The sequence below is a fragment of the Aeromonas sp. S16(2024) genome, assembly GCF_041403065.1.
GTDB lineage: Bacteria > Pseudomonadota > Gammaproteobacteria > Enterobacterales > Aeromonadaceae > Aeromonas.
The window spans coordinates 233,033-253,530 of the sequence record NZ_JBGLQX010000002.1; the positions used below are offsets into that span (position 1 = coordinate 233,033).

At 59.8% G+C, this 20,498-nt stretch carries 15 protein-coding genes; 7 read left to right on the forward strand and 8 right to left on the reverse strand.

Annotation, left to right across the window (positions count from 1 at the left end):
- Nucleotides 1–34: 34 nt before the first annotated feature.
- From ACB030_RS02850 to ACB030_RS02880, 7 genes are all read right to left on the reverse strand, one after another.
- Nucleotides 35–994: a TerC family protein gene (locus tag ACB030_RS02850; RefSeq protein WP_205641503.1), complete on the reverse strand. Its 960-nt coding sequence runs from the start codon at nt 992–994 to the stop codon at nt 35–37.
- 301 nt (nt 995–1,295) lie between these two features.
- Entirely contained in the window at nt 1,296–2,291 is a 996-nt protein-coding gene (gene oppF / locus ACB030_RS02855; protein ID WP_139434112.1) for a murein tripeptide/oligopeptide ABC transporter ATP binding protein OppF, read from the reverse strand.
- Entirely contained in the window at nt 2,291–3,271 is a 981-nt protein-coding gene (locus tag ACB030_RS02860) for an ABC transporter ATP-binding protein (RefSeq protein ID WP_043129280.1), read from the reverse strand. Before ACB030_RS02860 ends, oppF begins: the two co-directional genes overlap by 1 nt.
- A gap of 110 nt (nt 3,272–3,381) precedes the next feature.
- Complete coding sequence (gene oppC / locus ACB030_RS02865; RefSeq protein WP_205641501.1) at nt 3,382–4,293, reverse strand: oligopeptide ABC transporter permease OppC; 912 nt, start codon at nt 4,291–4,293, stop codon at nt 3,382–3,384.
- Nucleotides 4,294–4,307: 14 nt separating this feature from the next.
- Nucleotides 4,308–5,228, reverse strand: a complete 921-nt coding sequence (gene oppB, locus ACB030_RS02870; RefSeq protein WP_041205427.1) for an oligopeptide ABC transporter permease OppB — start codon at nt 5,226–5,228, stop codon at nt 4,308–4,310.
- A 96-nt stretch (nt 5,229–5,324) separates the two neighbouring features.
- Nucleotides 5,325–6,944 carry an ABC transporter substrate-binding protein gene (locus tag ACB030_RS02875; protein ID WP_371157867.1) on the reverse strand — a complete coding sequence of 540 codons (1,620 nt, stop codon included), beginning with the start codon at nt 6,942–6,944 and terminating at the stop codon, nt 5,325–5,327.
- A 280-nt stretch (nt 6,945–7,224) separates the two neighbouring features.
- Nucleotides 7,225–7,860, reverse strand: coding sequence for a YchE family NAAT transporter (locus tag ACB030_RS02880; protein ID WP_205641499.1), 636 nt, complete (start codon nt 7,858–7,860; stop codon nt 7,225–7,227).
- A gap of 896 nt (nt 7,861–8,756) precedes the next feature.
- On the opposite strand from ACB030_RS02880, the gene adhE reads away from it, so the two are divergent.
- From adhE to ACB030_RS02905, 5 genes are all read left to right on the forward strand, one after another.
- Nucleotides 8,757–11,432, forward strand: coding sequence for a bifunctional acetaldehyde-CoA/alcohol dehydrogenase (adhE, locus tag ACB030_RS02885; protein ID WP_163153832.1), 2,676 nt, complete (start codon nt 8,757–8,759; stop codon nt 11,430–11,432).
- A gap of 110 nt (nt 11,433–11,542) precedes the next feature.
- The gene (locus tag ACB030_RS02890) at nt 11,543–12,778 is read left to right on the forward strand and encodes an HD-GYP domain-containing protein (RefSeq protein WP_371157869.1); all 1,236 of its coding nucleotides are present in this window, start codon (nt 11,543–11,545) and stop codon (nt 12,776–12,778) included.
- Nucleotides 12,779–13,130: 352 nt separating this feature from the next.
- On the forward strand, nt 13,131–14,822 hold the full coding sequence (locus ACB030_RS02895) for a LytS/YhcK type 5TM receptor domain-containing protein (RefSeq protein ID WP_371157871.1): 1,692 nt from the start codon (nt 13,131–13,133) through the stop codon (nt 14,820–14,822).
- On the forward strand, nt 14,819–15,523 hold the full coding sequence (gene btsR, locus ACB030_RS02900; protein WP_205641495.1) for a two-component system response regulator BtsR: 705 nt from the start codon (nt 14,819–14,821) through the stop codon (nt 15,521–15,523). The genes ACB030_RS02895 and btsR overlap by 4 nt, the downstream gene beginning before the upstream one ends.
- Before the next feature lie 142 nt (nt 15,524–15,665).
- The gene (locus ACB030_RS02905) at nt 15,666–17,087 is read left to right on the forward strand and encodes a carbon starvation protein A (RefSeq protein ID WP_371157874.1); all 1,422 of its coding nucleotides are present in this window, start codon (nt 15,666–15,668) and stop codon (nt 17,085–17,087) included.
- Nucleotides 17,088–17,158: 71 nt separating this feature from the next.
- On the opposite strand, the gene ACB030_RS02910 is transcribed toward ACB030_RS02905, so the two are convergent.
- Complete coding sequence (locus ACB030_RS02910) at nt 17,159–18,772, reverse strand: mechanosensitive ion channel family protein (RefSeq protein WP_371157876.1); 1,614 nt, start codon at nt 18,770–18,772, stop codon at nt 17,159–17,161.
- A 243-nt stretch (nt 18,773–19,015) separates the two neighbouring features.
- On the opposite strand from ACB030_RS02910, the gene ACB030_RS02915 reads away from it, so the two are divergent.
- Nucleotides 19,016–19,348, forward strand: coding sequence for a DUF3302 domain-containing protein (locus ACB030_RS02915; protein ID WP_371157878.1), 333 nt, complete (start codon nt 19,016–19,018; stop codon nt 19,346–19,348).
- Between the two features lie 10 nt (nt 19,349–19,358).
- Nucleotides 19,359–20,396: an HlyD family secretion protein gene (locus tag ACB030_RS02920; protein WP_371157880.1), complete on the forward strand. Its 1,038-nt coding sequence runs from the start codon at nt 19,359–19,361 to the stop codon at nt 20,394–20,396.
- Nucleotides 20,397–20,498: the final 102 nt, after the last annotated feature.

The window sequence follows — 20,498 nt, forward strand, 5'->3', positions numbered from 1 at the left end:
AGGGCTCCGGAGGGAGCCCTTTTTTTGCGGGTGCTTACACCGCCTTCTGGTCGGTCACCTTCTTGCGGGTCACCCAGAGGCTGAGCCCCATGGAGGCCAGCAGGATCAGCGCGACCACGCCCAATGCGATGCCGGTCGGGATCTTGAAGATGTCCAGCAGCAGCATCTTGACCCCGATGAACATCAGGATCAGCGCCAGGCCGTATTTGAGCAGGGCGAAGCGCTCGGCGACGCCGGCCAGCAGGAAGTACATGGCGCGCAGGCCCATGATGGCGAAGATGTTGGAGGTCAGCACGATGAAGGGATCCGTGGTCACCGCGAAGATGGCCGGGATACTGTCCACCGCGAAGATGAGATCGCTCACCTCCACCAGCACCAGGATAAGCAGCAGCGGGGTCGCATAACGCACACCGTCACGCCAGACGAAGAAGTTCTCCCCCTCCAGGGTTTCTGTCACCTTGAAGCGGCGACGCATCCAGCCCAGCAGCGGGTTGTTGGCCAAGTCCGGCTCCTTGTCGGCGGCCCACAGCATCTTGACCCCGGTCAGCAGCAGGAAGGCGCCAAACAGGTAGAGGATCCAGTGGAACTGCTCGATGAGCCAGCTGCCCGCGAACACCATGCCGGCGCGCATGACGATGGCACCCAGCACCCCATAGAGCAGCACCCGGCGCTGCAGCTCGGCCGGAATGGCGAAGTAGCCAAACAGCATCAGCCAGACGAAGACGTTGTCCACCGCCAGCGCCTTCTCGATGAGGTAGCCGGTGAGGAACTCCAGCCCCTTCTGATTGGCAATTTCACGCCCGGCACTGTGATCCAGCCAGAGCCAGATGGCCAGGTTGAACAGCAGGGCCACGCTGACCCAGACGAGGGACCAGATCCCCGCCTCTTTCAGGGACACCTTGTGCACCTTGCCGCCGCCGACAAAGCGGATATCAATCCACAACAGGACCAGCACTATGCTGAAGAAACCGGTCCACATCCACCATTCACCCATTTTCACTTCTCCCAAAACGACAAAACCCACGACCGAGAGGCGTGGGTTTGCGTTTGGAGCAGATACACCTTGCCTCTCGGCAAGGTCTCACTTACAGCCAATTTCCATCGACTGCCCGGCTGCCGGGTGCACTGCAGGATATGGGTGCACCGTAATGACGACAAACCGGCGAGAAGTTACTCCCCTTGTTGCGCGGATAGTAGCAGCGGTAAAAGATAACGCCAAGAGGCATCTTCACCGCGGATGGAAATAAAACGGGGCACCACCTGGGTGCCCCGCATGCTCGTTCACGCCCTCGCCCTCAGAGCGGATCCACCTTGAGACAGGAGACGGCGTGATCGAAGTTCCCCTCCAGCATGGGGCGGGTCTTGGCGCACTCAGGCCCCGCCACCGGGCAGCGGGTACGGAACACGCAGCCGGACGGCGGATTCATGGGGGACGGCAGGTCCCCTTCCAGGATCTGGATCACCTTGTTGCGTTCCAGATCCGGATCCGGAATGGGCACGGCCGACATCAGCGCCTTGGTGTAGGGATGCAGGGGATTGGCGAAGATCTCCTGACGGGTCCCGAGTTCCACCGCATTGCCCAGATACATCACCAGCACCCGATCCGAGATGTGTTTGACCACGGACAGGTCGTGGGCGATGAAGATGAGGGAGAGCCCCATCTCCTTTTGCAGGGACTTGAGCAGGTTCACCACCTGGGCCTGGATGGAGACGTCCAGCGCCGAGACAGGCTCGTCGCAGATGATCATCTTGGGCTCCAGGATCAGCGCCCGGGCGATGCCGATACGCTGGCACTGACCGCCGGAGAACTCGTGGGGGTAGCGGTTCACCAGGTTGGGCAGGAGGCCCACCTTGGTCATCATGGCGCGCACCTTCTCCTTCACCTGCTCCCTGGAGAGATTGGGATAGAAGGTGACCAGGGGCTCGGCGATGATGTCGCCGATTGTCATGCGCGGGTTCAAGGAGGCCAGCGGGTCCTGGAAGATCATCTGGATCTCCTTGCGCTTCTCCCGCAGCGCCCCCTGCTCCAGCTTGGTCAGATCCTGACCCAGCCACACCACCTTGCCGTCGGTGGCCGGCACCAGACCTATCAGGGCCCGGGCGAAGGTGGACTTGCCGCAACCGGACTCCCCCACCACCCCCAGGGTCTCCCCCTCGTAGAGGCGCAGGGTGACCCCGTCCACCGCCTTCAGGGCGGAGGGCTTGGCCCAGGGCCAGGCCTTGTCACTCTTGATGCTGAAGTGAACCTTGAGGTCAGACACTTCCAGCAGCAGTTTCTTGTCAGTACCCATCAGTTCACCCCCTTGATCATGGCATCCGAAACCCAGTGGCAGGCCCTTGTCCGTCCGTCGCCGAAGGGGGTCAGGACGGGTGACTGCTGGCCGCAAATCTCGTGCGCCCGGTGGCAACGCTCCTGGAAGGGGCAGCCGGTGGGCAGACGCAGCAGGTTGGGCGGATTGCCCGGTATGGTGGGCAGCACTTCCCCTTCGGTATCGAGACGGGGAATGGCGCGCAGCAGCCCTTCGGTATAGGGGTGGCTCGGGCGATAGAAGATGTCGTTGACCCGGCCGTACTCCATGGTGCGACCGGCGTACATCACCAGCACCTTGTCACAGATGCCCGCCACCACGCCAAGATCGTGGGTGATCATGACGATGGCGGTGTTGAACTCCCGCTTGAGCTCGTTCATCAGGGTCATGATCTGGGCCTGCACCGTCACATCCAGCGCCGTGGTCGGCTCGTCGGCGATGAGCAGTTGCGGCCGGCACAGGAGCGCCATGGCGATCATCACCCGCTGACGCATGCCGCCGGAGAACTCGTGGGGGTACATGTTCATCCGCTTGCGCGACTCGGGGATCTTCACCGCGTCCAGCATACGCACCGACTCCTCGAACGCTGCCGCCTTGCTCACCCCCTTGTGCAGCATCAGCACTTCCATCAGCTGATCCTTCACCTTCATGTAGGGGTTCAGGGAGGTCATGGGGTCCTGGAAGATCATGGCGATCTTCTCGGAGCGGATCTTGTTGAGCTTGTGCTCCGGCAGATTCAGGATCTCGTCCCCCTGAAACTTGGCCGAGCCGGTAATGATGCCGTTCTTGGCGAGCAGCCCCATGATGGCAAAGGCAGTCTGAGACTTGCCTGAGCCTGACTCACCGACGATCCCCAGGGTCTCGCCGGCAGAGAGGGAGAAGTTGAGGTCGTTGACCGCCACCACATTGCCGTCCGGGGTCTTGAACTCGACCCGCAGATCTTTCACATCCAGTAATTTCATATCAGCACTCCTTATCGCGCTGTCGTGATGCCAGCCTGCCCATCCCGTGAACGCAGTGCGTTCTCTGGACGGGTCTTATGGCCCCTTGGCGTCTTGCCTGTCCCTTGGTGTCAGCGATCCTTTGGATCCAGGGCATCACGCAGACCATCCCCGAGGAAGTTGAAGCAAAACAGGGTCACCACCATGAAACCGGCGGGGAACAGGAGTTGCCAGATGGCCACTTCCATCGACTTGGAGCCTTCATCCAGCAGGGCACCCCAGCTGGTCATGGGCTCTTGTACCCCCAGCCCCAGGAAGCTCAGGAAGGATTCGAACATGATCATGCCCGGCACCAGCAGGGTGGCGTAGACGGCCACTATGCCGAGCACGTTGGGGACGATGTGACGGGTGATGATCTTCCACTTGGAGACGCCGCAGACGTGGGCCGCCTCGATGAACTCCTTGCTCTTGAGGCTCAGGGTCTGGCCTCGCACTATCCGCGCCATGTCGAGCCAGCTCACCGCGCCGATGGCGAGGAAGATGAGGGCCAGGTTGCGACCGAAGAAGGTCACCAGCATGATGACGAAGAACATGAAGGGGAAGGCGTTGAGGATCTCGAGGACCCGCATCATCAGGCTGTCGACACGGCCGCCGATGAAGCCGGAGGCGGCGCCATAGAGGGTGCCGATGATGACGGCCACCACGGCCCCCATGATGCCGACCATGAGCGAGATGCGGCCACCGAGCAGGGTGCGCACGAACAGATCGCGCCCCAGGCTGTCGGTGCCGAACCAGTGACCCGTCTCCATGTCAGGGGCGGCCTGCATGGCGCCCCAGTCCGGATCGTCGAAGGTGTATTGGGACAGATGCGGCCCGACGATCACCGCCAGACCTATGATGGTCAGGATGATGAGGCTGGTCAGGGCCGCCTTGTTGCGCAGGAAACGGCGACGGGCATCCTTCCACAGGGAGCGTCCTTCCACCACTTCCACTTGCTGGGCGAACGCCTCGACGGCTTCGCGCTTTTCAGTTGTGATTACCATGATGTACTCCCGGCTTAGTAACGGATCTTGGGATCGATGACGGCATAGAGAATATCGACCACGGCGTTAAAGGTGATGGTCAGGGCGCCGACCAAAATGGTCAGGCCAAGCACCATGGAGTAATCACGGTTCAGCGCTCCGTTGACGAACAGCTGACCTATGCCAGGCAGACCGAAGATGGTCTCGATGACCACTGAGCCGGTGATGATGCCCACGAATGCCGGGCCCAGGTAGGAGACCACAGGCAGCATGGCCGGACGCAGCGCGTGTCTCAGGATGATATGGCGCAGCGGCAACCCCTTGGCACGGGCGGTACGGATGAAGTTGGAGTTCATGGTCTCAATCATGCTGCCACGCATGATGCGGGAGATGGCGGAGATGTAGTACATCATCATGCCGAACACCGGCAGCACCATGAACTGCACCCCGCCCCCCTGCCAGCCTCCCGCCGGGAACCAGCCCAGATAGATACTGAAGAAGAGCACCAGCAAGGGCGCCAGCACGAAGCCGGGTATCACCACCCCGGCCATGGCCGACGACATCAGCAGATAGTCGATGAGGGTGTTCTGTTTCAGGGCCGCAATGGTGCCGAAGGTGACCCCCAGCGTCACCGCCAGCAGGAAGGCGACCGAGCCAATCTTGGCGGAGACCGGCAGCGCCTGGCTCACCAGATCGTTGACGGTGAAATCCTTGTATTTGAAGGAGGGCCCCAGATCCCCCTGGACCAGGTTGCCCAGATAGGTGAGGTATTGCACGCCTATGGGCTTGTCCAGGCCATATTTGGCCTCGATGTTGGCAAGCACTTCCGGCGGCAGGGCGCGTTCGCTGGTAAAGGGGTTACCCGGCGCGAAACGCATCATGAAGAAGGAGACGGTGATCAAGACCAGCAGAGTCGGGATCGCTTCCAGTAGACGTTTAAGGATGAATTTCAACATAGACATTTCCTGTCCTGTACTGCTTCCAAAGGGTCGCGGTTGTAATAAAGGCCCGCCGTCCGGCGGGCCTGCTTGTTATGCGACTTGTTTCTTTACTCAGTGAGCAATGATGTACATGTCTTTGCTGTAGAGGTTGTCCAGCGGGTTGGCCGGGTAGCCGCCCACATAGGGCTTGACCATGCGGGAGGTCACGTACTGATAGATGGGGGCGATCGGCATGTCCTTGGCCAGGATATCTTCGGCCTGGACATAGAGCTTGTTGCGCGCATCCGCATCCACCTGATTGCGGGACTCGCTCATCAGCTTGTCAAAGGCGACATTGGAGTACTTGCCGTCGTTGTTGCCGTGGGTGGTCTGCATCAGATCCAGCATGGAGGAGGCTTCGTTGTAGTCCGCAATCCAGCCGGCGCGACCCACGTCGAAGTTACCCTGCTTCTTGGTTTCCAGGTAGGTCTTCCACTCCTGGTTCACCAGGCTCACCTGCACGCCCAGCTTCTTCCACATGGAGGCGACGGCCACGGCCACCTTCTTGTGGTTGTCGTCCGTGTTGTAGAGCAGCTCGAACTTGAGCGGCTTGCCCGGGCCGTAACCGGCCTCGGTCAACAGCTCTTTCGCCTTGGCGTCACGCTCGGCCTGGGTCAGCTTGGACCAGGCCGGGGCCACCGGCTTGAAGCCATCCACGAAGTCGGGCACCAGGGTGTAACCCGGGGTCTCGCCCTTGCCCATCACCTTGTCGGCGATCACGTTGCGATCGATGGCATAGGAGAGCGCGGTACGCACCCGCACGTCGTCAAACGGCTTGTGCTTGAAGTTGTACTGGTAGTAGTAGGTGCCCACATAGCCGCTCACCTGCACCTCGTTCGGGTGCTCCTTCTTCATCTGCTTGAAGCGCTCGATGGGCATGTTGTAGGTGAGATCGACTTCACCGGCCAGGTAGCGGTTCAGCTCGGCGTTGGTGGACTGGATGGGCAGGTAGGTGACCTTCTCGATCACTGTCTTGGCGTTGTTCCAGTAGCTGGGGTTGCGCTCGACGTCGACGCGCTCGTTGACCACCCAATCCTTCAGCACATAGGCGCCGTTGGAAACCATGTTGCCGGGCTGGGTCCACTTGTCACCAAACTTCTCGATCACCGCCTTGGGGACCGGGTAGGTGGTGGTGTGGGAGAGCATGCTGACGAAGTAAGGCACCGCCTTCTCCAGCTGGACTTCGAAGGTGTAGTCGTCGCTGGCTTTCACCCCCAGGGTGTCGGCCGGTTTCTTGCCACCGATGATGTCGGTAGCGTTGACTATGGTCGGGATCTCCATGTACCAGGAGTAAGGAGAAGCCGTCTTGGGATCCACCGCGCGCTGGAAGGCGAAGACGAAATCATGGGCGGTGACCGGATCCCCGTTGGACCACTTGGCATCTTTGCGCAGGTGGAACACGAAGTGTTTGTTGTCCTTGGTTTCCCAGGACTCGGCGACGCCGGGCAGGGTTTCACCCTTGGGGCCTGAGGTGACGAGACCCTCGAACAGGTCGCGCAGAATATTGGATTCAACCGTTCCTTCGGTCTTGTGCGGATCCAGGGTGGCTGGCTCTGAGCCATTGCCCTTCACCAGGGTCTGCTCGGGGGCGAGCTTGGTGCCGGCGGGGACGTCGGCGGCGTGGGCCAGGGTGGCGCCACCAAAGAGTGCGGTCAATAAAAGGGCATTAATAATTGTTTTTCTATGAGTCATTTCCATACTCCAACAAGAACATTCCATGCATTTGTCCATTCACGAGATAAAAATCCCGCAGCCCGCATAATTCCCTGACAATTCTGATAATGCAATAGATATCATCAGGCGGGGGCGGCTTTGGTGGTCAATAAAACAGCTTTAAACCATTTATTCAGCATTTAAATATCGCGCAATGGGTGTTTTTCATACAAAGCCGCCCGATTCTAGGAAATGATTAACAAAAAAGAAACAATAAAAAGCCGGTCACAAGGACCGGCTCCGACAAAATGGACCTGAATCACATCAATCCAGGAAAGACTCCCTTGATCCCTGCCACCATGATCTCGATACCAAGGGACATCATGATGAGACCCATGATCCGGGTCACCACGTTGATGCCGGTATTGCCCATCAGCTTGAACAGCAGGGGAGCGGCACGGAAGATGAGCCAGGAGCAGTAGGCAAAGGCCATCACCACCACGAACATGCCCATCAGCTGGGGCAGGGTCTTCTGGCTGGCATAGACGATGGAGGATGAGATGGCTCCGGGGCCGGCCATCAGGGGCAGCGCCAGCGGCACCACGGCGATGGATTCGCGCGCAGCCAGTTCACCCTTCTCCTGCTTGTTATGCTTCACCTCCCCCAGCTTGCCCTGCAGCATGGACCAGGCGATCAGGGTGATGAGCGAGCCACCGGCAATGCGGAACGACGCCAGCGAGATACCGAAACCGTCGAGGATCAGCTGCCCCATGGTCATGGAGACCATGAGGATGACCATCACAGCAATGTGGGCACTAGTATTGGTCTTCCTGCGTTCATCCGGTTGCATGTGGCCCGTCAGGCTCACAAAGACCGGCAACAGACCCAGCGGGTTGATGATCGCAAACAGGCCAACGAAAAATTTCAGGTATAAAGAGAAGTCAATTGCTGCCATAAGCGCCATCCAGAACCAATTCGGGCCACCGAGGGCCATCCCCGTCAAACTGCGCGTAAATTTACACCATGATATTTCCCTTCTCCAATCAAATAATCTCACCCTTTCCGGGGCTTTTCAGTTAGTTCCTCTAATGAATCGACGAAAATCAACATATCGAGTTGTTAACCGCCATGGAGGCCATTTAACACGCTTGCAAAGCGTGGTGGCGTTTTATGTCGAGACTCCCACTCATCACAATATTTCCCTTCAATAAAGCGTCATTTTCATGGATTGATCTGGAGGGCCTCAGGGAATAACCCCTATTCACCCCCACAGCGCGCCCCAGGCTGGCGCCCTATCTTCACCCCGATCTGCTCGGGGCGGCCATGCAGCAAACCGTGCCCCCACACAGACGTCGTGATGGGATTTGCCAAACAGCCACCCGAAGTCCGGCACAAAGGCCCGGCGCTGAATGAAAACAACCACCATTTTTTCCAACAGAAATGAAACGCCTACCTCTCTTCAGGGCGAGAGGCTTGCAAGGGCCGCCACCAGGCTGGGCCTAAGCGTCCTCCTTGCCAACGGCGAAACAGCGGGGAGATATGAGGCAACAGTTTGATACCTGGCGCAAAAATGGCTGTTCACCTCGTGTTCATCTCCCGGGCGCTCTACTCTACAAACTTGTAACATCTGACCGACCGGGATAGTGAAACAAAATTTCTTTTGTTCTTTTGTTACATATGATCCAGATCAATCTTTTCTGACACATCCCGGCTCTATAATCGAGCCAGAAAACAATTTAGTAAGGCATGTAAATACCCCGTTGTGGTGATTCCCTCCTTGACAAGGTGGCTATAATTGCCGGGCATTGCCAAGGTCTTACTAAACAGTTTTCAAATCATCAGGAGATAAACATGGCAGTAACCAATTTGGCTGAACTGGATGCACTGGTTGCCCGCGTCAAAGAAGCACAGCGTGAATTCGCCAGCTTCTCGCAAGAGCAGGTAGACAAGATCTTCCGCGCCGCCGCCCTGGCCGCCAGCAACGCCCGTATCCCCCTGGCCCAGATGGCAGTGGCTGAGTCCGGCATGGGTATCATCGAAGACAAGGTCATCAAAAACCACTTCGCCTCCGAATACATCTATAACGCTTACAAAGACGAAAAGACCTGCGGCATCCTGAGCCAGGACGACGAGATGGGCACCATCACCATCGCCGAGCCGGTAGGCATCATCTGCGGTATAGTACCGACCACCAACCCGACTTCCACAGCTATCTTCAAGGCCCTCATCTCCCTGAAGACCCGCAACGCCATCATCTTCTCCCCGCACCCCCGCGCCAAGAACTCCACCAATACCGCTGCCAAGCTGGTACTGGATGCAGCCATCGCCGCCGGTGCCCCGAAGAACATCATCGGCTGGATTGACCAACCGTCAGTAGAGCTCTCCAACGCGCTGATGAAGCACGATGACATCAACCTGATCCTGGCCACCGGTGGCCCGGGCATGGTGAAAGCCGCCTACTCCTCAGGCAAGCCCGCCATCGGCGTGGGTGCCGGCAACGTGCCCATCGTCATCGACGAGACTGCCGATGTGAAGCGCGCCGTCGCCTCCATCCTGATGTCCAAGACCTTCGACAACGGTGTGGTCTGTGCGTCCGAGCAAGCCGTCATAGTGGTCGACTCCATCTACAACCAGGTGAAAGAGCGTTTCGCAACTCACGCCGGCTACATCCTCTCCAAGGACGAAGCCGACAAGGTGCGTAAAGTGCTGCTGATCAACGGCGCCCTGAACGCCGACATCGTGGGCCAGCCCGCCACCAAGATCGCCGCCATGGCCGGTGTGACAGTGCCTGCCACCACCAAGATCCTGATCGGTGAAGGTCTGGAGCTCTGTGCAGAGGACGAGTTCGCTCACGAGAAGCTCTCCCCGACTCTGGGTATGTTCCGCGCCAAGAACTTCGAAGAAGCCGTCGAAATGGCCTGCGACATGGTCAACATCGGTGGTATCGGCCACACCTCCGGTCTGTACACCGACCAGGATCGCAACGCCGACCGCATCAAGTACTTCGGCGACAAGATGAAGACAGCCCGTATCCTGATCAACACCCCCTCCACCCAGGGCGGTATCGGTGACCTGTACAACTTCGCACTCGCCCCGTCCCTGACCCTGGGTTGCGGCTCCTGGAGTGGTAACTCCATCTCCGAGAACGTCGGTCCCAAGCACCTGATCAACAAGAAGACAGTCGCAAAACGGGCAGAAAATATGCTGTGGCACAAACTTCCGAAATCCATCTACTTCCGTCGTGGTTCCCTGCCGATCGCCCTGGGCGACCTGGAAGGCAAGAAGCGCGCCATGGTGGTCACCGACCGTTTCCTGTTCAACAACGGCTATGCCGATGAAGTGGTTCGTCTGCTCAAGAAACTGAACATGGAAGTGGAGATCTTCTACGAAGTGGAAGCCGACCCCACCCTGTCCGTGGTACGCAAGGGCGCCGAGATGGCGAACTCCTTCAAGCCAGATGTGATCGTCGCCCTGGGCGGTGGTTCACCCATGGATGCCGCCAAGATCATGTGGGTCATGTACGAGCACCCGGACACCGCGTTCGAAGACCTGGCCATGCGCTTCATGGACATCCGCAAGCGTATCTACAAGTTCCCGAAAATGGGCGTGAAGGCCGAACTCGTCTGCATCACCACCACTTCCGGCACAGGTTCTGAAGTGACCCCGTTTGCGGTCGTGACCGACGACGCCACCGGCATGAAGTACCCGCTGGCCGACTACGAGCTGACCCCGAACATGGCCATCGTCGATGCCAACCTGGTCATGGGCATGCCCAAGTCCCTGTGTGCCTTCGGCGGTATCGATGCCGTGACCCACGCCATGGAAGCCTATGTCTCCGTGCTGGCCAACGAATACTCCGACGGTCAGGCGCTGCAAGCCCTGAAACTGCTCAAAGAGTATCTGCCGTCCAGCTACCAGAACGGTGCCAACGACCCGGTTGCCCGTGAGAAGGTGCACAACGCAGCCACCATCGCCGGTATCGCGTTCGCCAACGCCTTCCTGGGTGTGTGCCACTCCATGGCTCACAAGCTGGGTGCCGAGTTCCACATCCCGCACGGCCTGGCCAACGCCCTGCTGATCAGCAACGTCATCCGCTACAACGCGAACGACAACCCGACCAAGCAGACCGCGTTCTCCCAGTACGACCGTCCGCAGGCTCGTCGTCGCTACGCCGAAGTGGCCGACCATCTGGGTCTGACTGCCGCCGGTGACCGTACCGCGGCCAAGATCGAGAAGCTGCTGACCTGGCTGGACGAGCTGAAAGCGACTCTGGGCATCCCGGCCTCCATCCGTGAAGCCGGTGTGAACGAGACCGACTTCCTGGCCAAGGTTGACCAGCTGGCGCTGGAAGCCTTCGATGACCAGTGCACCGGCGCCAACCCGCGCTACCCGCTGATCACCGAGCTCAAAGCCATACTGATGGACACCTACTACGGCCGTCCCTTCACCGAGGAAGCTCAGGTAGCGACCAAGGTTGAGGCCAAGGTCGACGCCAAGGTAGACAGCAAGAAAAAATCCAAGGCCTGATAAACGGCCAGGATGACAAGAGCCCGCGCACATGCGCGGGCTTTTTTGTTTGTCTATCTGTTTAATTTTGCTAGCTTGTTGATAGGCAAATTCGACAGAAGAGTGAGTCTATGGCGCTGATCCAGGCCTCCATCGAACAATTGAGAGTCGGCCACTACATCCATCTCCCCACGGGATGGACCAGCCACCCTTTCATGTTCAATGCCTTCAAGATCCGCGACCAGCAGCAGCTCGAGATCCTCCGCCACCTCGAACTCACCCTGCTGATGGTGGATCCCGACAAGAGCGATCTCCCCGTCGAGCCCCTGCTGCGGGCCGAGCCGACCCCTTCGCCCTATCTCGGGGCAGCCCAAGATGCCTCCGCCCTCCCGACCGAACCCGCGTTCGACGAAAAAGCCTTTCGCCGCTCCCTGCGCACCGCCGACAAGGCATTCGGCCAATCCCTGTCAGACCTTCGCGACGCCCTCGGCGCCCTCAATCTCAAGCCCGACGAAGGGCTGGCCAACACAGCCCAGATGGTGCGCACCGTCGCCACCCGCCTCGCAGAACATCAGGGCCCCCTGGGCCTGCACCTCATCCGCAGCCAGCACACTGACATCCTGCTGCAACACAGCCTGAGCGTGGCCTTCATCGCCATGCTGATGGCAAGGGAGCTGGGCATGAGCCCCATCGAGATAGAGGAAGCGGGGTTGGCCGGTCTGCTGCACGATATCGGCGAGCTGAAGATCCCGAGCCAGATCACCCAGAAGCGGGGAGAACTCAACAAGGCGGAGCTCAATTTTCTCAACATGCACCCCCAGTACGGGCTGGAGATGCTCAACCAGCTGCAGGCCTTCGAACCCAGGATCCGCGAGGTTGCCCATCTCCACCACGAGCGGCTGGACGGCAGCGGCTTTCCCCTCGGTATTCAGGGTGACAGGATCCCTCCCCTCGCCCGCCTCATCGGTCTGGTGGATCACTACGACGAACTGCTGCACCCACGCAGTGGCCTCCACCCCGCGGGGCCGAGCCAGGCCATCGGCCAGCTCTACAAGTTGTCCCAGAAGAAATTCGATCAAGATCTGGTCAGATTGTTGATAAAGCTGCTGGGGGTCTATCCACCCGGATCCCTGGTGCGCCTGGACGATGATACGGTGGCGCTGGTGCTTTCGACCGAACCCACCATGCCCCTCAAGCCCAAGGTGCAACCCTACATCAAGGGACAGCGCCCGGAAGCCGTCGCCATGATGGATCTGCGGGAAGATGGGAGAAGCATCATAGCCACCCTCAGGCAGGAAGAGCTGGACGACGCGCAACGCGCCTTTTTCGGTCTGGGTCGGCGGGTCTGTTACTATTTCGCCTTCTGAGTTATCCCCAGAAGCTGGGGATAACTCATTGGACAAACCTGAATAATTGCTCGAGCCCCCTCGAAATCGTCCGCCATTGGAGCTGGATAAAAAACGCCCAGCCGAAGGCCGGGCGGAGCATGCCACCTCCGTGTGGCGTACCCAGTGGGCACATTCATGCTCACTCCAGCAATAACAAGCACCGCCCGGTTACACAAATATCAATTTAACATGCTGATTTTATATGGTTTTATTTTTTCATTCTGGCAAACTGCCCCCGCCATGAGGCCCTGTCCTGCAGCAAGACGGGATCTTGCTCACAGTTTGCCCTGGTGGCGTTCGGGCCCGGGATGATTCTTGAGGAAGGTTTTTTATGCAATTAGTCCTCTCCCTGCTCCAGCAGATGAGCGTCAGCCTGGTCATTGCCTACCTCTTCTCCAAGAGCCCCTTGCTGCGCCCTCTGGCCAACTACTCGGTCCGGCTTCCTCACAAGATACTGATATACGTCATCTTCTCCTGCTTCTGCATACTGGGCACCTATGTGGGGCTGGACATCGACGACGCCATCGCCAATACCCGCGCCGTCGGCGCCGTGCTGGGGGGGCTGCTGGGCGGCCCCCTGGTGGGCTTTCTGGTGGGACTGACCGGGGGGCTGCACCGCTATACCCTGGGGGGGTTTACCGATCTCGCCTGCGCCATCTCCACCACCTGCGAGGGGCTGCTGGGGGGCCTGGTACACTGGCGGCTGATGCGAACGAACCGGGTGGATGCCCTGTTCAACCCCCGTATTGCCTTCTTCACCACCTTTGCAGCCGAGATCATGCAGATGATCATCATACTGCTGGTCGCCACCCCGTTCGATAAGTCCCTGCTGCTGGTGCGCACCATAGCCACCCCCATGATCCTCGCCAACTCCTGCGGGGCCGCGCTCTTCATCAGCATGATCCGCGACCAGCAGCGGATGTACGAAAAATTCTCCCGGGTCTTCTCCGCCAAGGCGCTCACCATCGCCAACCGCACCCTGGGGATCATGGCAGAGGGCTTCACTCCCGAGGCGAGCCGCAAGATAGCCCACATAGTGCAAGAGGAGACAGGGGTCGGCGCCGTCGCCATCACGGACACCGACAAGATCCTCGCCTTCATCGGCACCGGGGAGGATCACCACAAGCCGGGCACCCCCATCACCTCCGCCATCACCCTGCAGGCCATAGCCCAGAACAAGGTGCTGTTTGCCGATGGCAACAGCCACCCCTATCGCTGCAGCATCTCCCCCCAGTGTCAGCTTGGCTCCGTGCTGGTGATACCCCTGCAGGGAGACAGGGGGGTGATCGGCACCATCAAGCTCTATGAACCCAAGAAACGGCTCTTCCTCAAGATCAACCACACCCTGGGGGAAGGGATAGCCAACCTGCTGTCACAACAGTTGCTGAGCGGGCGACTGGAGCAGCAGCAACGATTGCTGGTGCAGTCCGAGCTCAAGCTGGTGCAGGCGCAGATCAATCCCCATTTTCTGTTCAACACCCTCAATACCATCAGTGCCATCACCCGGCGCGACCCCGAGCGGGCACGCCAGCTGTTGCTGCATCTGTCGCTGTTCTTTCGCAAGAACCTCAAGCGCCAGAACGATCTGGCCACTCTCCAGGAGGAGCAGGAGCACTGCCAGTCCTATCTGGAGATAGAGCAAGCCCGCTTTGGCGAGCGCCTGACCGTCATCAACGAGATACCGCCACACCTGGCCGACGTGCAACTGCCGAGCTTCACCCTGCAGCCCCTCATCGAGAATGCCATCAAGCACGGGGTCTGCTCCCTGTTGGAGCAGGGGCGGATCCGGCTCTTCGCCGAGGAAGGGCCAGAGAGTGTCACCCTCTGCGTGGAGGACAATGCCGGAGCCTGGCAACCGGGCTCGCTGGGGGATGGTCTTGGCATGAGCATTGTGGACAGACGGCTCAAGAGTGCCTTCGGCGAGCGCTTTGGCATCCGGGTGCAGTGTGAGCCGGAGCAGTGGACCCGGGTCTCTTTCACCCTGCCCAGACAGCCAGATTCCCCTTCCAAGGAGATGACATGATCCGCACCCTGATCGTCGACGACGAACCCTATGCCCGCGAGGAGCTAGCCGAGCTGCTCGGCAGCGATCCCGACATCGAGATCCTGGGCACGGCCGCCAATGCCATCGAGGCGCTCTCCCTCATTGCGCGACTCAAGCCGGATGTGGTGTTTCTCGATATCCAGATGCCCAAGCTCAGCGGCATGGAGCTGGTGGCCATGCTCGACCCCCTGCCCCGCATCGTCTTTGTCACCGCGTTTGATGACTACGCCATCCAGGCCTTCGAGGAGAACGCCTTCGACTACCTGCTCAAACCGGTGGAACCCGCTCGCCTCGCCAAGACGCTGGCGCGCCTCAAGCAGGATATCAGCCCCCAGCCCGTGGCGGTGCTGACGCCGACCATTCGCCACATCCCCGGCTATCTCCACAACCGGGTGCGACTGTTGCCCATCGAACAGGTGGAGTATGCCTTCTCGGATCTCGGCGGGGTACACGTCGCCTGCCAGGGTGAGCTGTTTCACACCCAGCTCACCCTGAAATCCCTGGAGGAGAAGACACCGCTGCTGCGCTGTCATCGCCAGTACCTGGTGGCCCCGGGCGCCATCTTCGAGATCCAGTTGCTGGAAAACCAGCTGGCCCAGATAGTCACCCCAAGCGGCGCTCAGGTGCCGGTCAGCCGACGCTATCTCAAGGAGCTCAAAGACGAACTGGGGCTGGAATAAGGCCGCCCACTGTGCGCCGGATCACAACAGGCGACCACTCGGCTCGCCATGTCGCCGCTCACCATCATTTACCTGCCGTTAACAGAAGTCCCCATCTAGACTGACCGCGCACACCATAAAATAACAATGCAGGAGCGTAACAATGATCTGGTTCTTCCTCTGTGTCGGTCTGCTGGTCGCGGGCTACTTCATCTACGGCAAATTCGTCGAGCGGATATTCGGCCCCAAACCCGAGCTTGCCACCCCCGCCATCACCATGGCAGACGGCGTGGACTATGTCCCCATGTCAGACAAGAAGGTCTACCTGGTTCAACTGCTCAACATCGCCGGCGTCGGCCCCATCTTTGGCCCCATACTAGGCGCCCTCTACGGCCCGGTTGCCATGCTCTGGATAGTGTTCGGCTGCATCTTTGCCGGCGCTGTACACGACTACTTCTCCGGCATGCTGTCCGTGCGCGCCAAGGGCGCCTCTGTGCCGACCGTGGTCGGTGAGCATCTGGGCACCGCCGCCAAGCACTTCATGAACCTCTTTGCCGTGGTGCTGCTGATGCTGGTGGGCGTGGTCTTCGTGCTGAGCCCGGCGGGCCTCCTGGCCAACCTCACCTCCACCGATCTGGTCTACTGGATAGTGGCGATCTTCGCCTACTACATCCTGGCCACCATAGTTCCCATCGACAAGATCATCGGCCGCTTCTATCCCATCTTCGGCGCCCTGCTGGTGTTCATGTCGGTCGGCCTCATCGTAGGTCTCATCGTCTCCGGCAAGGGCTTCTACAACACAGGGATGGATTTTTCCAACCTGCACCCGACCGAGCTGCCGCTCTGGCCGCTGCTGTTCATCACCATCGCCTGTGGCGCGGTATCGGGCTTCCACGCCACCCAGTCGCCGCTGATGGCGCGCTGCATGCAGAACGAGAAATCCGGCCGCTTCATTTTCTACGGCGCCATGATAGGTGAAGGGATCATCGCCCTGATCTGGTGCACCCTGGGTCTCTCCTTCTACGACAGCACAGAGGCGCTCAACGCCACCATGGCGAGCGGCGGCCCGGCCGCCGTGGTACACGAAGTCTCCACCAGCCTGCTCGGCACCGTGGGCGGTATTCTGGCCATCCTGGGCGTGGTGATCCTGCCCATCACCTCCGGTGACACCGCGTTTCGCAGCGCCCGCCTCATAGTGGCGGACTTCCTGAAGATGACCCAGAAGCCGCTGGTCAAGCGTCTGCTCATCGCCATCCCCATGTTCATCCTCGGCTTCATCATCTCCAAGGCCGAGTTCGGGGTGATCTGGCGCTACTTCGGCTGGGCCAACCAGACCACGGCCGTCATCATGCTGTGGGCCGCCGCCGCCTACCTCATCAAGGAGGGCAAGCTGCACTGGATCTGCACCATACCCGCCATCTTCATGACAGCCGTGGTGATCACCTACCTGGCCAACGCCCCCATCGGCTTCGGGCTGGCGATGAACGTCTCCACCATCATAGGTCTGGTGAGTACCGCTCTCATCACCCTGGCCTTCCTGGTGAAGTTCAGACCCTCGCAACTGAGGGAAGCCAAGGAGAGCTGAGTCGCGAGACTGCATTTTCCCCATGACAAGAGGCCCGGCATTGCTGCCGGGCCTCTTCATTTTCCAGGGGTTCACTCCTTGGGGGTCGTCCCGGGCGCCTCGGCGGGTGCCTGATACCAATGTTCCCTGGCCACCAGCACCGCCTGCTCCGGCTGGGCGATGAAGTTGGGGGACATGATCTGCACCCCGAACTCGTTGAACACATCCTGGATATGGCCATGGAGCTCGGTCTTGACCACGGCGGGGAGCAGTCCGTCTTTCATGCGTACTTGCAACTCGTATTCCACATACCAGTCCTGCAGATTGAGCTGACGCACCAGGGGCGGCTCTGTCTGATTGAGCATGGTGCAGCGCCGGGCCGCCAGCTCCAGCATGGCGTGCACCTGGCGCCAGGGCGCATCGTAGCCGATGGTCACCTTGGTCAGCAGTGCGACCCCCTTCTCCCCCGCCAGCCGCGTCAGGTTCACCACCTTGCCCCCCACCACCACGGCATTGGGCAGGGTCACCTCGTGATCCTGGCGTGTCACCAGCTTGGTAGAGAGGGCATTGAGCTCGCTCACCATCCCCTCTACCTCGCCAATCTGCACCAGATCGCCGGGCCGCAGGGCGCGGGAGTAGATGAGCACCAGGCCGCTCATGGCATGGTTCATGATGCCCGCCGACCCCAGGGTCACCATGAGGCCGAAGAAGACGCTGATCCCCTTGAAGGCGTCGGAGTCGGCACCGGGCAGATAGGGGTAGGCCACGGTCAGGGCAAACAGCCAGATCACCACAGAGAGCAGCCGCCGGGTCGCGCCTATGGTCTCGGCATGCAGCCCCTGCACGCGAAACTGCCCCCGCTCGATGCGATCGAAGAGAATGGCCAGCATACGGATGAAGAAGCGGGTGATGATGACGATCAGCATCACTGTCACCAGGCCCGGCATGGCCGCAATCATGCCCTCCAGCATGTCGCCGCACAGGGCAAACAGGGAGTCTCCCAGCCGCTCGCTCCAGGCCCGGGTCTGGGGGAAGAGACCAAGCACATAGGTGAGCCAGCCATAGGTGAGCATGAAGATCAGCAACAGGGTCAGCAGGCCGAGCAGGCGGATCTCCACGTTGCCCGCTACCTGGCGCCACTGATGGGGGATCAATCCCTTCTGCAGCAGGAGGCGATTGGCGAGCCACTTCCTGACTCGTCTATGACCCCATTGCAGAGACCAGATGAGGCCGAAGAAGATCAGGCTGGCCAGGAGCGCCAAGCCGCCAGCCTTGACCAGATAGGGGGTGGAGTGCAACTCGAGGTATTTGAGCCGTACCTTGTCGAGCCGCTGCCGGACACGCTCGCTCGCCTGATCCAGCGTCAGCTCGTCGAGGGCTTCCAGATCCCCCTCCACCAGCACCAGGATCCGCTTGCCGTTGACCAGGAACTCCCGGCTGTCCTGCCCGAAGCGCCTGGCGCTCACCAGGGTCACCGGCTGTTCAAGATCGGAGGCCTGCATCTGCTTGAGCCGCTCCTGCACCAGCCGGACCCTGCCCGCCCCGTCCAGAGTGCCAAACTTGGCCTGGAGCATGACGATGGGTTCATGGAGCAGCACCAGGGTCTGTGCCTGCTCCTGCAGGGTTGGCTCCAGTCGGGGTTCAGCGGCCCGTACGGCGGTGACCTGCGTGAGAATGAGCAGCAGCCCCGCCCACCAAAGGTTCATGTTGTATTGACCTTCCATCGCGCCACCCTTTTTTGCTACGAGACATACGAATCTCTTTCCTGCTTGATTTTATAGGAGGAAACTCGGGGTGCATGATAAATAACCAAGCGTTTAACCGAGCCTGTACCGGAATATCAACTCCCCGGTTGCACTCTTGCACTCAGCTAATATGCTGTCATCATGGCCGGATGCCTTGTCTAGACGAAACAAGGCATTACCTCGCGACTAAGATGGGAGAAATCGATGGTACTTGATTACATTGCCCTGGGAATATTGGTGTTCGTCGTCTTGGTCATGTTCTATGGAGTCATCGTCATCCACGACATTCCGTACGAGATTGCCAAGCATCGCAATCACCCCCACCAGGATGCCATTCACGTGGCCGGCTGGGTCAGCCTGTTCACCCTGCACGTGCTCTGGCCTTTTCTCTGGATCTGGGCCACCGTGTATCGTCCCGATCGCGGCTGGGGCTTCAATCAACGATTGCAGAAAGACGAAGATGAGATCAACGCGCTCAAGCAAGAGCTTGCCGCCTTGCAAGCCCGTATGACCACGCTCGAACAGACCGACAAATAGGTAATCTTTCATGGACTTGCTACTTATCCTCACCTATACGGCCATCTGTGTAGGGATTTTCAAGATCTTCAAGATCCCGCTCAACAAGTGGACGGTGCCGACTGCCGTGCTCGGTGGCGTCTTCATCATCGGGGCCCTCATCACCCTGATGAACTACAACCACCCCTATGCCCAGACAGCCCGGAATTACTACGTCTCCACCCCCGTCGTTCCCTTGGTGAAGGGACGGGTGACCGAGGTCCCCGCCAAGCCCAACCAGGAAGTGAAGCAAGGCGACGTGCTGTTCAAGATAGATCCGGTGCGCTTCGAGCAGAAGGTCAACAGCCTGGCCGCCCGTCTTGACGCCAGCAAGGAAAACCTCAACTCCATCAGCGCCAGACTCCGCTCTGCGATGCTTGACCGGGATCGGGCGAAAGAGCTGATGCGCCGTGGTATCGGCAAGCAGCGCGATCTGGATGTGACGCAGGCCAATGTCGATGACATCACGGCGCAGATAGATCAGCAGAAAGCGACCATCGACGATCTGCAGGCCCAACTGGGCGAAGCACAGTACAACCTGGAGCAGACAGTGGTCTATGCCCCCTCGGATGGCTATGTGCTGCAAATGGCCCTGCGCCCCGGCATGGTGGCCACCCCCTACCTGTATCGCCCTGTGATGACTTTCGTTCACAAGGACCAGAACTTCTATGTGGGCTGGTTCTGGCAGAACAGCATGCAACGCCTCAAGGCGGGTGACGAGGCGGAAGTGGTCCTCGATGGTGTCCCAGGCCGCATCTTCAAGGGCAAGGTCGAGGCCATCATCCCGGCCATGGCACCCGGCAATGTACAGGCCAACGCCCCCTTGCTGGATCAGAACTCGGCGCAGCAACCGGGTCGCCTGCCGGTGCTTATCCGCATCACGGATCCGGACTGGACCCAGTATCAGGTGATCGCCGGCTCCAGCGGTCAGGCCGCCATCTATACCGAGCACATGCACCATGTGGCGGTGATGCGTAAGATCCTGCTGCGCATGGGCAGCTGGCTCAACTACCTGTTCCCCTTCCACTAAGCGCTCCTTGGTGGTACCTGCGGGCCGGCATCATGCCGGCCCGCTGTTTTTGTGGCCCCAAGATCCCTATAATGGCGCCATCCTGCGCCGCACCATGCCCAA

Excerpts from the sequence above, each read along its gene's own strand:
- ACB030_RS02920 (WP_371157880.1), top strand. The coding sequence starts at position 19,359 with ATGGACTTGCTACTTATCCTCACCTATACGGCCATCTGTGTAGGGATT.
- ACB030_RS02910 (WP_371157876.1), bottom strand. The coding sequence starts at position 18,772 with ATGAACCTTTGGTGGGCGGGGCTGCTGCTCATTCTCACGCAGGTCACC.
- ACB030_RS02895 (WP_371157871.1), top strand. The coding sequence starts at position 13,131 with ATGCAATTAGTCCTCTCCCTGCTCCAGCAGATGAGCGTCAGCCTGGTC.
- ACB030_RS02860 (WP_043129280.1), bottom strand. The coding sequence starts at position 3,271 with ATGAAATTACTGGATGTGAAAGATCTGCGGGTCGAGTTCAAGACCCCG.
- ACB030_RS02880 (WP_205641499.1), bottom strand. The coding sequence starts at position 7,860 with ATGGCAGCAATTGACTTCTCTTTATACCTGAAATTTTTCGTTGGCCTG.
- ACB030_RS02850 (WP_205641503.1), bottom strand. The coding sequence starts at position 994 with ATGGGTGAATGGTGGATGTGGACCGGTTTCTTCAGCATAGTGCTGGTC.
- ACB030_RS02875 (WP_371157867.1), bottom strand. The coding sequence starts at position 6,944 with ATGACTCATAGAAAAACAATTATTAATGCCCTTTTATTGACCGCACTC.
- adhE (WP_163153832.1), top strand. The coding sequence starts at position 8,757 with ATGGCAGTAACCAATTTGGCTGAACTGGATGCACTGGTTGCCCGCGTC.
- ACB030_RS02890 (WP_371157869.1), top strand. The coding sequence starts at position 11,543 with ATGGCGCTGATCCAGGCCTCCATCGAACAATTGAGAGTCGGCCACTAC.
- ACB030_RS02905 (WP_371157874.1), top strand. The coding sequence starts at position 15,666 with ATGATCTGGTTCTTCCTCTGTGTCGGTCTGCTGGTCGCGGGCTACTTC.
- oppB (WP_041205427.1), bottom strand. The coding sequence starts at position 5,228 with ATGTTGAAATTCATCCTTAAACGTCTACTGGAAGCGATCCCGACTCTG.
- btsR (WP_205641495.1), top strand. The coding sequence starts at position 14,819 with ATGATCCGCACCCTGATCGTCGACGACGAACCCTATGCCCGCGAGGAG.
- oppF (WP_139434112.1), bottom strand. The coding sequence starts at position 2,291 with ATGGGTACTGACAAGAAACTGCTGCTGGAAGTGTCTGACCTCAAGGTT.
- oppC (WP_205641501.1), bottom strand. The coding sequence starts at position 4,293 with ATGGTAATCACAACTGAAAAGCGCGAAGCCGTCGAGGCGTTCGCCCAG.
- ACB030_RS02915 (WP_371157878.1), top strand. The coding sequence starts at position 19,016 with ATGGTACTTGATTACATTGCCCTGGGAATATTGGTGTTCGTCGTCTTG.